The sequence below is a fragment of the Emticicia sp. genome, from assembly GCF_043780375.1.
In the GTDB taxonomy this organism is placed as follows: Bacteria; Bacteroidota; Bacteroidia; order Cytophagales; family Spirosomataceae; genus Emticicia.
The window spans coordinates 1-16,028 of sequence record NZ_JAYWCU010000246.1 but is presented as its reverse complement, the minus strand read 5'-3'; the positions used below and the strand labels follow the sequence as shown (position 1 = coordinate 16,028).

Sequence of the window (16,028 nt, the reverse complement as noted above, 5' to 3'; positions counted from 1 at the left end):
AGTCAAATTTCAATTCAAATCCATGAAGCACATTTTACTTAGTTTATTTTTTTATTTGTTTGAATTAACTTGTCTTGCTCAAAAACCATCAATACAATGGCAAAAACCTTATGGTGGAAGTTTGTATGACAAAGCTGAGTGCGTAATTGAAACACCAGATGGTGGATATGTTATTGCTGGTCATTCCCAATCAAGTAACAATGATTTAGTAATTAATCGTGGAAGTTTTGATTTTTGGATAATAAAAATAAATAATACTGGACAACTCCAATGGAAAAATTCATGGGGTGGCAGTGGAATAGATTATTTACAACAAGTTATACAAACTGTTGACGGGGGCTTTTTGTGCATTGGAAATACAAATTCTACTAATGGGGATATTACCAATGCTAAAGGACAAATAGATTACTGTGTAATAAGATTAAACAGCTCAGGAACGCTGCAATGGAAGAAAAATTTTGGTGGAACATCAAACGATTGGGGATACTCGGCATGTTTAGCCATTGATGGTGGATATATTATTGCTGGATATTCTGAGTCAAACGACCAAGACGTTTCTGAGAATCATGGTAACACTGATATTTGGGCACTTAAAATAGATTATAGTGGTAATATTCAATGGCAAAAATCTTATGGAGGCTCAGGTTTTGACTTTTTAAGTGCAATAAAGAAAACACAAGATGGAGGGTATGCAATAACTGGGTATTCATATTCTACTGATGGTGATTTTATTCAAAATAAAGGCGGGTCAGATATTTGGATAGTGAAAATCAATAATGTAGGTGATATTCAATGGAAAAATAATTTTGGAGGTTCTAATTATGACTTTGGAAGAGCAATAATAGAAGACTCCGAAGGGAATTTTATTATTACAGGAGAAACTTATTCTTACGATTTTGACTCAATAGATAGACATGATGGTTTTGAAACAAGTGATATTATAACGATAAAAGTCAATAATCTGGGACAAAAAATATGGAGCAGGTGTTATGGAGGTGAAGGAAATGAATATGGTAAGTCTATAGTTCAAACTTTTGATGGTGAATATGCTATTGCTGGAGAGTCATATTCAAAGATTTTAGGACACCCAACAGGAAATCATGGTAGTGCTGACTACTGGTTAATAAAAATTGACCCTAATAATGGTAATTTGATATGGGAAAAAACTTTGGGTGGAGCCGGACATAATGAAGCAACGTGCCTAACAACAACCTTTGATAATGGTTATTTAGTTGTAGGAAATTCAGCACCTCCCATAAGTGATGATGTTACAATTAACTACGGAGATGACGATTTTTGGGTAATAAAACTTAAAAATAGTGAATGTCAAAAAAACCTTAATTTAGTAAAAGACATACCTCTTGGAAATATTGAATATACAGCTCTTGAAAACATTACTTCACAAAGCAAAGTACTTAATAATTCTTCAAACATTTTATATTCTACTGGCAAAAGCATCATTTTAAATCCTGGTTTTAAGACCGAAAGTGGGGCGATTTTTGAAGCCAAAATTGAGGGATGTAATTGAGAGGTTGTTTAAATTTTTTTTTGCTGGAAAAAAATGATACTTTTTTGACTTAATCAAGGTTGAAAAAGTGAAATTTTGCGAGCAAAATGAGCCTTTTTTGAACGAAGAGTAAGTTAAAAAGGTGCATTTTAAGCCCAAATCAAAAAACTTAAACAACCTCTGAGTGTTATTTCCAAAAAAAATAACGGACTGATTATCAGCCCGTTACATCTATTAGCAAACAATAACTTCGATTTTATTACGCACCACGTAATGCACGAGGGATAGCAATCATGGCCACTGGATTATTTGCCGAATCTAAGATTTTTACACCTTCAATTGGGTCAATAGCAGAAACTTTAACTGATTTTCCTAAGTCTAAATCTTTAATATCAATATTGATATAATCTGGAATAAATTTAGCTGGTCCTTGTATATGCAATTTTTGCAATTTTTGTACCAACTTACCACCTTTCTTTTGTCCTTCCGAAGGGCCATGCAATTTGATTGGCACTTCTACTTTAATCACTTTATCAGGAGTGATTTCCAAGAAATCAGCATGAATAATTTCATCGTTAGTTGGATGAAATTGTGAATCTTGCAAAATCGCTGTATATTCTTTTCCTTCAATGTTGATATTTACTTCGTAAATATCTGGTGTGAAAAGCAACGCACGAAATAAATACATCGGAACATGGAATGATACTTGTTCAGCACCTCCGTACAATACACACGGAACCAATCCTTGTCCACGTAATTCTTGTGAAGCCTGACGTCCGAGATTCGCTCTGTGATACCCTACAATCTCTGTTTTTTTCATATTTTTTTTCTTCTTTACCCACAAAAGAAGTAGTTTTTAGTGTAAATCATGCCTTGAGGGTTAAAAAGACATAATGCTCAGGCTTTTAATATTAAAAACCTAAGTTTTGTTGGTAATTTATAAACAGTGTGCTAATAGACCCATTATCGCGGATTCTTCCAATTGCTTTGCCAAATAATTCAGCTACTGAAAGAACCTTTATTTTCTCATTATCATAACGCAAAGGAATCGAGTCTGTTACGACCAATTCGGTCAAAACTGATTTTGAGATATTTTCATTGGCTTTGCCCGACAAAACTGGATGCGTACAAAAAGCCCTAACTGAGTTTGCTCCTTTTGCCATTATTAGCTCGGCAGCTTTACACATTGTTCCACCTGTATCAATCAAATCATCGACCAAAATCACGTCTGAACCCTCCACTTCTCCAATCAATTGCATGGAAGCAATCTCATTGGCTTTTTTGCGGTGCTTATCACAAATCACAATATCTGCATCAAAATAAGAAGCAAATTTTCGGCAACGTGATACTCCACCAACATCGGGAGAAGCAAACTTTAAATTTTGCAAGTTTTGAGACTTTAGATAAGGAACAAAAACCGAAATTCCTTCCAAATGGTCAACAGGAATATCAAAAAAACCTTGAATTTGTCCTGCATGTAAATCCATTGTCATTACTCGGTCTGCACCAGCCGCAGTGAGCATATTAGCAATTAATTTTGCGGCAATGCCAACTCTTGGCTTATCTTTTCGGTCTTGTCGTGCATATCCAAAATATGGAATTACAGCACAAACATAATGAGCTGAAGCACGACGAGCTGCATCAATCAGCATCAACAACTCCATGATATTATCGCTCGGTGGAAATGTTGATTGCACAATAAATACATCACAGCCACGAACTGACTCGTCGAAACTTACTGAAATCTCACTATCAGCAAAACGGTTGATGCTCACACCCCCCAAGTCTTTGCCGTAATAATCTGCTACTCGGTTTGCCAAATACTTTGATGAAGTACCTGAAAATATCTTAACTTCTGCCATGTTATTGGTTATGTCTCGAAAAACAAAGTGCAAAGGTACGCTTTTTGCTTAAAAAAACACAGATGGATTTGAATATTTTCTGTATTTTTACATAGATTTGCAATATTCATGGATTAACCACTTGATTTACCATGACAAACAAAAGATTAAAACTGATGCAGTTGTCGTTAGTGGACGAAGTTCCAGAACTAAACAAAATTTTCTTTTTAGATGTTTTTGCCGAATCTTTCTTTGATTTGGGCAAAAAACGTATGCGACTCCATACATTTCATGGACAAAAAGTGCCTTGTAATTTAAAAGTGAGCTGCCCTTCAAAATTAGTTGCTCTTTATCCTGAAGGTACTATTTTCAAATTAGATGCTCGCTTGGTACGTCGAGGTGATGGACTACATCCTTACTTTGTTGCCATAAACCGTAGTAATATGCAAAGAGCTTTGGAATTTTTTGAATACAATTTGAAAGTTCAGAATGGTTTTGATTTTGTTTTGCCAAAAAAGAAAAAAGTATTGGTCAAATGATGGAATTTACTTGAATTTTCGTTTTTTTTGTAACCAATTATATTAATACATGAAAAGACTTTTCTCTATATTTTTGCTTTCTATAATTATGCTCAAAATTGGTGGCTTTATAGCCATTTTGAGTATTGAAAGAGAAATAATTAGAGAGCAAGTAATTCTAAAAATATCCAATAATATTGTTCCTGAAGGGCTAACTTGTATTATTGGTTCTAAACAAAATTTAGCCAAAATTATATGGGAACGAGATGGAAAAGAATTTTGGTTTAATGAGAAATTATATGACGTCGTAAAAATTGAAACCAAAAATGGATTAGCAAATTATTATTGTATTTCTGATGAAGAAGAGCAAAATCTTTGTGCTGAGATTCAGTATTATGCCCAAAGTCAAAGTGATACTTCCCCATTAAATGAAGCTTCAAAAGATATTCTGATTTTGATTTTTCAACAAACTATTCTTACTACACATTCACTACTGAGTCTTAACACCACAATTTTCAATCTGCCACAATTAAAATTTCCACCTTTGTTATCCTTATATGTTTCTTCATATTGTTCAAAAATTTTAGCTCCTCCTCAGTCGCTTTGAAATAATTCTTGCACTTTTTTTCAATATTTAATATTGGAAAATTTTGTTATTCCTCAAAAACTCTTTTGATACAAATCAAAAGGCGGGAATCTTGTTTCATTTATTTCAAATTAACAATCTCATGAGAAAAACAATTATATTATTTTATTTTCTACTTATTTCGTGCATTTCTTATGCCCAAGATGTTCCAAAAAATCTTGACGAAGTAATTGTAAGAGAAAAGAAAAAAACAGCGAAAGAACGAGGCGAATTTAAGCGTCATGCTCAAACTGTAGAGGCCTTAACCGAAGAAGAACTAAACAGGAATAACCCTGCTTTTATTGAGCAAAGTTTAGGAACAATGGCAGGCGTACAAGTTGATAAAAGAACGCAATTGGGAGGGCAACGTATAATCATTAGAGGATATGGCAATGATCAGAAATTCAATAATTGGGGTATAAAAGCTTATTATAATGGCATTCCGCTTACAACTGCCGATGGTATTACGATTATGGACGATATCGACTTTGCTTTGGTAAACAACATCGAAGTTATAAAAGGACCTGCCGCAACAATGTATGGTGGTGGTGTCGGTGGGGTTGCTCGTTTTTACTTAAAACCATCAGAAGACAAAGGAGTTTCATTAACCGAGAAAGCAATTGTTGGCTCTTATGGTTTGTTTCAATCTAATACTCGCTTAGATGTGGTTAATGATAGTTCGTCGATGTTTCTGAGTTATGGCCATTTGCAGTCGGGTGGTTACCGTCCACGTGGCAATAGCTTGAAAAATTATTTGACCTATATGGGCGAATTTAAATTGAGCAAAAAACAAATTGTAATTGCATTTTTGAGTCATAATTACTCGCATGAAGGCGTTACAGGACAAATTTCTTATGCTGATTATTATGCAGGAATTGATAACGGAAACCCTGCCTATGCTAAGAAAAATGCAAGAAATGATATTCAGGCAACCCGATTTGCATTAACTCATCAATATATTTTTTCAAATAAACTCAGTAATAATACTTCTGTCTTTTACTCAAATCAAGACTTCAAAAGAGTGGCTGCGGGAGCCGATGAAAATAGTGTAAATCCTAATTTTGGTTTTAGATCAGTTTTCAATATTAAGGCAAATCTTGGCGATAATACCTTAAACGAATTAAATTTAGGAACAGAAATTCAACAGTCAAGATCGTTGATTTCGAATTTTAGATTTCTCGGAACTGACGACGCAAACCCTTTGAAAGTTCAAGATATTTCTAAAGGTTCTTATTTTAAATATATTACCAATCAGAACTCTTATTTTGTTCATAATCGTATCACTTTTAGTAGATTAGATTTAGCTTTGGTTTTGGGTGTCAGTTTAAATCATATCGACTATAAACGCACCGATCTTTTAGCTCCCTTAGGTTTGGTAGCTGGTTATAACAAGGATTTATCTTTTAGTAAAGCATTTTCAACATCTATAAATCCGCATATTGCTTTACAAAAAACGATAAAAAAACAAATAATTAACTTGAGTTATAGCGAAGGTTATAATGCTCCAACGGCAAGTACAGCATTTATTAGTACTATAAATAAAGCCAATGATGACCTACTGCCAGAAAAAGCAAAAATGATTGATTTGGGTATTCAAGGGTTATTATTCAACAGTAAATTAGATTATCAGTTTTCGCTTTTTACGATTGATATTTCAAATAAACTGACGCAACTTTCTGGAGTTATTCCAACAGGAGGAACTTACACCTATTTTGCAAATACTGGTACACAAAAAAACAAAGGATTTGAGCTGAGTTTAGGATATTTAATTATTCCAGGAAAAGGCGAAGGATTTATCAAAAAAATTGAGCCTTTTTTACATCTTTCAAGTTATGATTTTAAGTATAGCGATTTCAAAACTAAATTTGGAAGTGGCATTATCGATTATTCAGGTAAACAAATTGTTGGTGTACCAAAAACCAAATATTCAGTAGGATTCGATGTTGTACTGAAAGCTGGCTTTTATTGGAACAATACCCTCAACTTTATGGGAGATGTGTTTACTGATTTTGCAAATAGCAATAATGTAAAAGGTTTTTCGCTATTAAACAGCAAGATTGGGTATAAGCACGTAAGGCCAAAAGTTGATTTTGATGTATTTTTTGCAGGAAACAATCTTACCAATAGTATCAACTATACTTTCTTGTTTTTAGGAAATAATATTAACGATGCCGACCCTGGCAATGGTTATCCTGCCAATGTTACGACAGATGTAAATCCTGGCCCAAGTAAGGCAAATTACTTTGGTGGTGTAAGTGTTCACTATAAATTTTAAGTAAATAAAGGAAGACTTTGTTAACAGCAAAGTCTTCCTTTTCAAATAAGAAATGATTTTGAATGAATAACATAATTAATTAATTTGCATAAAAATCATTGTCAATATGCCAGCAACCATCAGCAAGCCTGGCCATGATTTGATTTTTGGAGCATAACAGTGTAGAAAATATATAATTTTAACAGCGTTTTCACTGCAAATCTACGTCATAGATACAAAGCCATCTAAGCGTAAATTTTTCGTGATAACAACAGCAGAAATTTACTTTAAATCCTTAACCAGAAAGCAGCTATTGACTTCAAATAGTTTGATGGAGGTCGTCGAAGACTGCCTACGAGGCAAGGAAAGTGCCATGAAAAAATTTTATGAGCATTTTCACGGATTCGCTTTGTCGGTATGTATGAGTTACTGTGATAACAGAGATGATGCTTTAGAAATAATGAACGATGGTTTTCTAAAAGTTTTCAAAAATTTAGATAAAATTGAGAATATTGAGCGAATAAAGCCTTGGTTAAGACGCATTATGATAAATGTAGCAATTGACCATTTTAGGAAAAATATTCGCAAATTATCAAATAAACTACCCGAAAATGTAGCTGACCCTAATTATGGTGACGCATCGGTTTATGCCAAACTTTCGTCCGAAGATATAATGAAAGCGGTACAAAGTTTGCCTACTAATTATAGAATGGTTTTTAATCTCTATGCAGTTGAAGGATATTCGCACAAAGAAATTGGAGAAATGTTAAAAATTGCCGAAAGCACTTCTCGTGCAAATTTATCTTTGGCAAATGGATTGCTTCGAGAGAAGCTCAAAAGAATAATGCAATGATGCAAGACGAAGAAAATTTTCATCGAATAATCAGAAAAAAACTGGAGCAATTCAGTCCTGATAATTCACCAGACGACTGGAGACAGATGAAGCGTAAACTATTTATTAGTAACATATTACGTTTTGCACTTCCAAGTTTAGCGGTGATAATTGTAGGATTGTCGTTTTATTGGTTGAAAGATAATAATGTAGTCGTTCAAGCAAGTTCTGCTATTTTAGATGTACCTCAGCCTAATGTGCCTGTAAATACTGAAACAAAAAAGCCTGAAATAAAGCAAATTCCAGCAAAAAGTATTGTAAAAAAACAAACAATTGAAACTTATGTACCTAACGAAAACCCTGTTTTTCCCGAATTATTCAACGAAACTTCAGAAGTAACTCAAGAAAATGTAGCTGAAATAAAAATAGATAAAATTGCCTCACGAAAAATGCCCAAACCAGAAATACAAGGGCTGGCAGAAAAAGAAATTCGTTACATGGCTTCAAGTGCCGTTTCGATGAGTGATAAAATTTCAAGAGTGCGTCAACTTGGAAAAATCTACGAACTTACCTCTTATCAAGCTCTTGACCGAAATATTGAAAAATGGAAAAATGTTGTAATTGTTTGCGATATCACAACAAGTATGTTTCCTTACACCACACAGGTTTTTGACTGGATGATGGAAAACAACGATAATACGACCATCAAAGGAATCGTATTTTTTACCGATTGCGACAGTCTGGGCAGACAAACAAGAGGAAAACTTCCAGGAAAAATGTTTTCTGTAAGAAAAAGAGATGAATTATTACTTTGGGATACGATGTTTGCAGCAATAAATAATACAGAAAACAATAAAGACAAACCAGAGAATAATATTGAAGCATTGCTTTATGCTCAAAAACATTTTCCAGATGCTGACGAATTTGTGATGATTGCCGACAATAGCAGCGAAGTGAAAGATATGCGTTCGCTTTCAAAGATAAAAAAGAAGGTTCATGTTATTCTTTGTGGTGAAACCTATCAAAAAAACTATGCTTTTCAGTCTGATTTTATAGAAATTGCAAAAAAGACAAAAGGTTCAATTCATACGGTTGAAGATGATATTGAAAATGTTTCAAAAGTTAAAGAAATGAGTGTAGTCCGTGTAGGAAATATCTACTTCCGCTTCCACAAAGGCAAGTTTTATACAACTAAGTTTCTGGTAAGACCTTAAAGGTTGTTTAAGTTTTTTGATATGGGCTTAAAATACCCTTTTTTAACTTTCAAAAATGCTCATTTTGCTCGCAAAATTTTACTTTTTCAACCTTGATTTAGTAAAAACCCATCATTTTTTACCACCAAAAAAACTTAAACAACATCTTAAATTTTGCGTATTAGAAAGTCAAAAAAAATCCTCTTTTGTTTAAAAGAGGATTTTTTTAATGTGCTTATCTGAATAAACTTTCAAATTCTTAGTTTGGATAACCAGGGTTTTGAGGTTTTAAATTCGGATTATTCAACATTTCTTGTTTGCCCAAAGGAAGCAATAAATGTTTTTCTTGCAATGGTTGCTTTGAGCTTTCGTTGATATGACCTGCAAAATTGTCGAATTTCTTTGTTGTTTCATTGAAAACCTTACGTAGGCGAACCATGTCAAACCATGTAATTTGCTCAAAACATAGCTCATGCCATCTTTCTTTCCAAATGGCTTCTCTGAATGAGTCTTTTGTGTAACTACCTACGGCTGGAGTCATTAAAGTAGCACGGTCTCTGATGCGTTTAAAGGAATCGTAAGCCTGCTGATTTGGACCTCCAACTTCGTTTTGTGCTTCAGCAAAAATCAATAATACTTCTGCATATCTAATTTGTGGTACATTGAGGTTGTCGTTTCGACTGCCCGCTACACCCGCTGAACCGTTGGAAGTTTGGTTGAAATGCTTGAAAATATAAGGTGCCCCTAAATCAAATTTTGCTCCGTTTCCGTTGGTAAAATAACTCGTATAGAAATATCCTTCTTGGTCTTTTGCACGAAGATCGCCTGTTTCATACGATTTATAAAAAGCCGGAGTGGGTACAGTGCTACCAGTTCCTCCTGGGCCATTGAATGTTACAGGCTTAAAGTTTGGAAACATATTTCCCATCGGATTTCCAGCTACCAATGTATTATACTGAATCATAAAAAGGTGCTCAAGTTTATTTTTTTGATTCTCTTTATGCACATCAACATAAGTAGGAAAAAGATTAACTACAGCAGGGTTGCTGTTGGAATAAGTAATTACTTCAAGAGCCTTGTCTGCCGCTAATTTATAATGCGAAGCACCTTTGCTCAACGGAAAACCTGCCATTGTAAGATAAACACGAGCCAACTGAGCTTTCACAGCAGCCAAACCTACTCTTCCACTTGCGTCCATCCATGTAAGACCTGAGTTTTCAGCTTCGGTCAAATCTGCAATAATAAGTTTATAAATATCTTCTTGAGAGGCTCTCGATGGCAAAAAATCTTCTGAACTTGCCGTTTGAGGATTCGTAACCAACGGTATATCCCCCCAAAGCCTTACTGCAGTAAAGTATGCCGATGCACGTAAAAACTTTACTTCCCCAAGAATTTTCTTCTTTTGAGCATCTGGCATAGGCGTAATTGGCGGTACTTTCACAATCACTTGGTTGGCTTGGGCAATCACTTTATAAAGACCATTCCAGTAGTTTACTACGTGTGCCGTGTTTCCGTCATGAACCAAACCATATAAGTTATTAAGGTCAGAGTTTTGAGCCGTTTCGGTTGTCGAAGTTCCAGTCATTGCTTCTAAAAGTTGCCAGTTAGAAGAGAAAATACCAGCACCACCGCCCATGAATCTCATATCAGCATATACAGAAGCCAAAGCAGCTTCGGCGTGGTCGGGAATAGTGTAAAAGCTCTCAGGCGTTAAGTTTGAAGGAGCATTTTCTTCCAAAAAGTCTGTGCAACTGGTTTGTCCAACCAAAAATACACTCACGAGTGCGATTTTTAGTTTATTAGAAATATTTTTTATTTTCATTTTTGTTGTCATTTTCAAGATGATTTATTGATTAAAACGTTAGTTGTAAACCTGCCATGTAAATGGTTGGTTTTGGATAATTATGCCAAATCATACCTTGCGAAAACGCACTATTTCCGTCGCCTTGGTTGGTTGGTGTTACCTCTGGGTCGCCTACGATTTTATCTTTAAGCACTAAAAAGAAATTCTGAGCTGTTGCATATACTCGCAAGCGGCTTAATTTCAATTTACTCGTTACATTTCCAGGAAAAGTATAGCCTATCAATAAGTTTTTACCACGCAAAAAAGAACCATCTTTAATCCACCAGCTATCAACGTTTGTAACGTATCCTGCTCTTGTATCTCTGATTTCAGCAATCATTGTGTTTTGGTTTTGTGGAGTCCAAGCATTCAAAACCGAAGTATAGCTATTAGCCAATGCTTGGCGATCTTCACTTGAGTGGAGGTTCATCATCATTACATCGTTTCCATAAGAAAATTGAAGCTCAAATGTAAGGTCGAAATTGCCGTATTTCCATGTGTTAGTAAACGCTCCCCAGAATTTCGGGCTACCGTTTCCGATAATTGAGCGGTCGGCATCTGTAATTGCGTTATCACCGTTTACATCCAAATATTTAATATCGCCTGGAAGAATCGTTAGACCATTCCGATAACTCGTAAATTTGGCAGCTTGGTCTCTTTCTGCTTCGCTCCATACGCCCAAACGAGTAAGTCCCCAAAACGAACCAACAGGCTCACCTATACGAATAATATTAGTAGGGTTCGTAAAGTTGGGCCCACCTACGTTGAATATATCAGAAGGTGTTGCCAACGAAAGAACTTTGTTTTTATTAAATGAAATATTGAAGTTTGTGTTCCAACGGAATTTAGTAGTGTTAATATTTATAGTATTTACAGCAAACTCAAAACCTTTGTTTTCCATCGAACCAACGTTACGTCTGATAGTTCCGTAGCCACTTGTTTGCGGTACAGGAGCATCAAGTAGCATATCAGATGTTTTACGATAATAATAATCAGCTTCAATATTAATACGACCACTAAATAAACCTATTTCTAAGCCAATATCTGTCTGAGCTGTTTTTTCCCATTTTAAGTTTGGATTTGCCAAACGAGAAATACCAGTTCCTGACACACGTGTATCGTTGAAGATAGTAGCATAGTTTGAACTTAGCAATGACAACGACGAGTAAGATGGAATTTCGGAATTACCAGTCAAGCCATAACTTGTGCGAAGTTTTAAGTTAGAAATGATGGTGTTTTTATTCAAGAATTCTTCTTCCGAAATCTTCCAAGCGAATGCTCCCGATGGGAAAAACGCATATTTGTCATTTTCTCCAAATCTTGACGAACCATCAGCTCTACCCGTAAATGTAAACAAGTATTTGTTGCTCAAGCTATAGTTGATACGACCAAAATATGAATTAAAGGCAAAACGAGAAGCTCCTGAACCTACCGCAGGAAGCGTAGAACCTGCACCTAAGTTGTTGAACCCAAAGTAGTCGGTGGCAAAGCCTTGTACACTGGCACCAATATTGAAGAAGTTAGTTTGTTGCCACGAAACTCCCAATAATCCAGTAAATGAATGTATTTTATTGAAGGTTTTATTGTAAGTCAAGAAATTCTCTAATGACCAAAATGTTTGCTTTTGATTAGACGCAGAGGCTGTTCCTTGTTGTCCGATTGCCAAAGTTCTGGTTTGCGACTGGTTATTTTCTTGAGTGATGATATTTGTCCCAAAAACAGTTTTCATTTCTAAGCCTTTGGCAAATGTAATATTTGAGTACAACGAGCCCGTTGTTGTCTGGGTGTTAAATATAAATTGACGACCCATCAGACGGTGAACCGAACTAAAACTTCCCTCAGCAAAAGGAAATTCTCTGTTATTTGCATAAGTTCCGTCGGCGTATGTAACAGGCAGAAACGGAAAATCTTCTACAATCTGACGAGAAACAGCATCATTAACATCCGACAAACGCTCTGTTTGATTGTTATACGCAAGCGTTCCACCTACTTTCAGCCATTTTTTTATTTGGTCGTCAATTGTAAATCTTCCTGAATAACGTTTCAAATAGGTAGTTTTGATAAGACCTTGGTCATCTCTATAACCCAACGAGAATGAATATTGCGTACGTTCATTTCCACCATTGAATCCTAACTGATGGTTTTGCGATAATTTATTTTGAGAAGATTCTTTGAACCAGTCGGTATCAAACAAAGCATTTCCTTGTGCATCGAATACACGAGGGTCAGTACGACGCAATTTTGGGTTTAAGTATGCCCATTTGCCTGCATTCCAGCCTACTGGGTCATATTTTTGCATATTTGCCCAAGCCAAGTCCTCAACTGCCATGTATTGTTTGGCATTTAAAACTTCAGGGCGGTTTGGTCCAATCGTATTTACACTAAAATCAGAGCTGTAAGTTACCTGACTTTCGCTTGCTTTACCTTTTTTGGTACTAATCAAAATCACACCGTTGGCACCTCTGGCTCCATAAATTGCGGTTGAAGAAGCATCTTTCAAAACCTCAACCGAAACAACATCATTCGGATTGATGAAGTCAATTGCCGAACTAAACTGCGACTGGTTTCCTTGAGGTAGCATTACACCATCAATTACATATAATGGGTTGTTCGATGAGTTTATTGAACTAAAGCCTCTCACTCGAATAGTTGTTCTACCCCCTGGGCGGCCAGAGTTAGTGTTTACTTGTACTCCCGACATTCTACCTGAGAGAGCTTGGTTAAGAGAAGCTGCGGGGCGTTCTAATAGTTGTTCTTGTTTTACTGAACCAACCGCACCAGTTAAATCTGATTTCTTTTGTGTACCGTAACCAATTACTACCATTTCATCCAAAACATTGTCTCTTGAAAGTAGTACAATATCGAAATTAGTTTTGTTTCCAACAACTACTTCTTGCGTATCGTAGCCAACAAACGAAATAACAAGAATAGACGAACTACTTGGCACTTCGATTTTGAAGCTACCTTTGATGTCTGTTCCTACACCTTTTGTAGTACCTTTTACGGCAATACTTGCACCGATAATGGCTTCGCCATTGTTATCGCTTACTTTTCCTGTAACCGATGTATTCTGACCAAACGTCCAGAACGATAGTAATAAGAGCGGCACTAATAAGTACCTTGATTTAAAAAGATAAAACTTACATTTCATAAAGCTGGTTGTTTAAATAATTAAGGTTTATTGATAACATCTCAAAATTATTAATTTTTTTTAATAATTAGTTATATTTTATTGTTAAATTTTAGCAAATCTATTTTTAAAATATAATTATATCAATAATAACAAGCCAGAAATAAATGAATTCTGAGTAAGTGATAATTATACCAATGCCAACATATTAGTTAAAAGGGCATTGAAATGTGTAAGAACGATAAAAAAATTCTCAATTTTTTAGAATTTTTTGTAGGATTTTTACTTTTTGAAGCGTTCGTTTTTAACTTAATATGAAGGAAGGGTGGCATTAGAGATTCAGTATGTTACGAACAAACGACTGAGAATGCCTTATTTTGTAAACCAAGTTAGTAGATAGACACCTTCATGAAATTTGTTACTTTTTTGCTCTAATATATTTTTCAATATTTATTCTATTAACACCCGCATTTTCTACTTTTTCAATTCCTTGCTGTACCAAAGTATCTCCCATGATGGTAACTATAAACGTAAAATCATTTCCCTCCCAATTTCTATCGCTGCAATATTCCAAATGTTCTACATAAATGCTATCCGTTAAAGAATAGGTACCACCTCCCGATGAAAAAGTGGAAGTAGAATCTTTTCCTTTTTTCAGGTCATGTAACAGAAAAGCAAAATGTGTTTCATTGATGATTTTAATAAAAGATTGATTTTTAGTATAATTAGTGATGACTGTATCTCCTTTTTCGATGGTTGTACCTGAAAGTAATTGCCAAGTGCCAAGCAACGGATTAATTTTTGGTTTTGATGTGCTTGCTGTATTACATGAGATAAGAATTGAACAAATGCACAGTAATCCGATTAATGATTTCATAATGTCGTAAAGATTAATTTGTTTTTTTTGAAACTTAAAATTACTATCTAATTGAATAAAATCCTGATTTTTAAACATTAGACTTCCTGCGAAAGTAGTGTAAGTCGAAAAACACTGCTTACTTCCAAATAACCTCAATTACTTCATTTTGAGTAATCACGGTTGTTTGCTTTACATGTGGGTTGCGTTTCAGTGAAATAAAATTATATTTTGGCTTCAATGATTCTTGAGAAATAACTTGAAAAGGTGATTTTTTATTAAAAACAACTACTGTTTCTCCAGCTTGTAATGCAATTTCGGCTTGCTTTTTACCCTCTAATATTTCTATTGTTTTTGTAATAATTTTGGGTTCAATATTATTTGTTAAATCTATGGCTTTTTGAGCATTTGGCACGCCATAGCCTATAAAATTATTAGCAAAAGGATATAAACTTGATGATTTTTCGAGAATCTTCTTAATTTCTTTGTTACTCAAACGAGGGTTTGCTTGAAGCAAACAAGCCACAAAACCTGTAATTACTGGTGCAGCAAGCGAAGTACCAAAGAGCGAATAACACGAAACATTGGGCTTATTATACGCCAAAAACTCTGGCCCAATACTACTATAACCCATTTTCATACCCAGCTCGTTGGTTGCTCCTACTGCAATCACGCCTTCTACATCAGCAGGAGTTGAAACGATTTGCCAACTATTGTCATCACCTTCATTTCCTGCCGACACTACTACAATCATTCCTTTTTCTTCAACAGCAATTTTAGCTGCTCGTGCAATCACGCTGGTTTTCCCATCCATTTGCTCGGGCAAATAACTTTCTTTAGGATTCGAGAATCCTTTTGCATAGCCTAATGAAGTATTTATGAGTCTTACACCCAAACTATCCATCCATTCCATGGCGGCCATCCAATTGTCTTCTTCACCTCTAAATTCCTTGTTTCCACTATCAGTACGAGCCAAATAAAAATTAGCATTTGTAGCCAAACCTAATTGATAATTTTCTTTGATATTTCGCCCCGTGATGGCATTCAAAACTTCAGTCCCATGAAAATCAGATGCTGTTTCTCTTTCTCCAAAATAATCTACTTTCTTTGGGTTTACATAATCTTTTGTACCTAAAACGAGGTTTTTATCGAACAAATGCTTCAAAGTTGGAGTATCGTTTGCCCCAAAATAACCTGCATCAATTACCCCAATAGTTACACCTTTTCCATTTAGCCCCAACTGCAAAAAACTTTCAATACCGATTTGTTTCATCACGAAATCTACCCTTAAATCATCTTCTGATTTATTATCTATCTTTGATAAAACTACTTTATGCGAATTACGGGTTTAAAGTATAATTATTTTAAGATAACTTGACTCAAATTGTATTATTTTAATTTTTAGCAAAAAAAGACAGAGTGGGGTAAA

12 protein-coding genes are annotated in these 16,028 nt (G+C 35.0%); 6 read left to right on the top strand and 6 right to left on the bottom strand.

What is annotated here, in order from left to right; all coding sequences use genetic code 11:
* Nucleotides 1-1,528, top strand: a 1,528-nt coding sequence (locus ACH2CJ_RS18670) for a 3-coathanger stack domain-containing protein (protein ID WP_394995174.1), incomplete at its 5' end; no start/stop codon positions are given.
* 238 nt (nucleotides 1,529-1,766) lie between these two features.
* Here the strand turns inward: ACH2CJ_RS18670 and ACH2CJ_RS18665 are convergent.
* Together ACH2CJ_RS18665 and ACH2CJ_RS18660 are read right to left on the bottom strand one after the other, a co-directional pair.
* Complete coding sequence (locus ACH2CJ_RS18665) at nucleotides 1,767-2,327, bottom strand: 50S ribosomal protein L25/general stress protein Ctc (RefSeq protein WP_394995172.1); 561 nt, start codon at nucleotides 2,325-2,327, stop codon at nucleotides 1,767-1,769.
* Nucleotides 2,328-2,418: 91 nt separating this feature from the next.
* The gene (locus ACH2CJ_RS18660; RefSeq protein WP_394995170.1) at nucleotides 2,419-3,369 is read right to left on the bottom strand and encodes a ribose-phosphate pyrophosphokinase; all 951 of its coding nucleotides are present in this window, start codon (nucleotides 3,367-3,369) and stop codon (nucleotides 2,419-2,421) included.
* A 131-nt stretch (nucleotides 3,370-3,500) separates the two neighbouring features.
* Between ACH2CJ_RS18660 and ACH2CJ_RS18655 the strand changes: the two genes are divergently transcribed.
* The 5 genes from ACH2CJ_RS18655 (at nucleotide 3,501) to ACH2CJ_RS18635 (ending at nucleotide 8,791) form a co-directional block, all read left to right on the top strand.
* Entirely contained in the window at nucleotides 3,501-3,887 is a 387-nt protein-coding gene (locus ACH2CJ_RS18655; RefSeq protein WP_394995167.1) for a hypothetical protein, read from the top strand.
* 49 nt (nucleotides 3,888-3,936) lie between these two features.
* Nucleotides 3,937-4,473 carry a hypothetical protein gene (locus ACH2CJ_RS18650; RefSeq protein ID WP_394995165.1) on the top strand — a complete coding sequence of 179 codons (537 nt, stop codon included), beginning with the start codon at nucleotides 3,937-3,939 and terminating at the stop codon, nucleotides 4,471-4,473.
* A 121-nt stretch (nucleotides 4,474-4,594) separates the two neighbouring features.
* Nucleotides 4,595-6,766, top strand: a complete 2,172-nt coding sequence (locus tag ACH2CJ_RS18645) for a TonB-dependent receptor (protein ID WP_394995163.1) — start codon at nucleotides 4,595-4,597, stop codon at nucleotides 6,764-6,766.
* A gap of 241 nt (nucleotides 6,767-7,007) precedes the next feature.
* Nucleotides 7,008-7,598: an RNA polymerase sigma factor gene (locus ACH2CJ_RS18640; protein ID WP_394995161.1), complete on the top strand. Its 591-nt coding sequence runs from the start codon at nucleotides 7,008-7,010 to the stop codon at nucleotides 7,596-7,598.
* The gene (locus ACH2CJ_RS18635; protein WP_394995158.1) at nucleotides 7,595-8,791 is read left to right on the top strand and encodes a hypothetical protein; all 1,197 of its coding nucleotides are present in this window, start codon (nucleotides 7,595-7,597) and stop codon (nucleotides 8,789-8,791) included. Before ACH2CJ_RS18640 ends, ACH2CJ_RS18635 begins: the two co-directional genes overlap by 4 nt.
* A 238-nt stretch (nucleotides 8,792-9,029) precedes the next feature.
* Here the strand turns inward: ACH2CJ_RS18635 and ACH2CJ_RS18630 are convergent, their stop codons facing one another.
* From ACH2CJ_RS18630 to ACH2CJ_RS18615, 4 genes are all read right to left on the bottom strand, one after another.
* Entirely contained in the window at nucleotides 9,030-10,592 is a 1,563-nt protein-coding gene (locus ACH2CJ_RS18630) for a RagB/SusD family nutrient uptake outer membrane protein (protein ID WP_394995155.1), read from the bottom strand.
* Nucleotides 10,593-10,623: 31 nt separating this feature from the next.
* Nucleotides 10,624-13,764, bottom strand: coding sequence for a SusC/RagA family TonB-linked outer membrane protein (locus ACH2CJ_RS18625; RefSeq protein ID WP_394995152.1), 3,141 nt, complete (start codon nucleotides 13,762-13,764; stop codon nucleotides 10,624-10,626).
* Between the two features lie 397 nt (nucleotides 13,765-14,161).
* Nucleotides 14,162-14,620, bottom strand: a complete 459-nt coding sequence (locus ACH2CJ_RS18620; protein ID WP_394995150.1) for a hypothetical protein — start codon at nucleotides 14,618-14,620, stop codon at nucleotides 14,162-14,164.
* Nucleotides 14,621-14,738: 118 nt separating this feature from the next.
* A complete protein-coding gene (locus ACH2CJ_RS18615; RefSeq protein WP_394995147.1) occupies nucleotides 14,739-15,872 on the bottom strand; it encodes a S8 family serine peptidase in 1,134 nt (377 codons plus the stop codon).
* Nucleotides 15,873-16,028 lie beyond the last annotated feature (156 nt).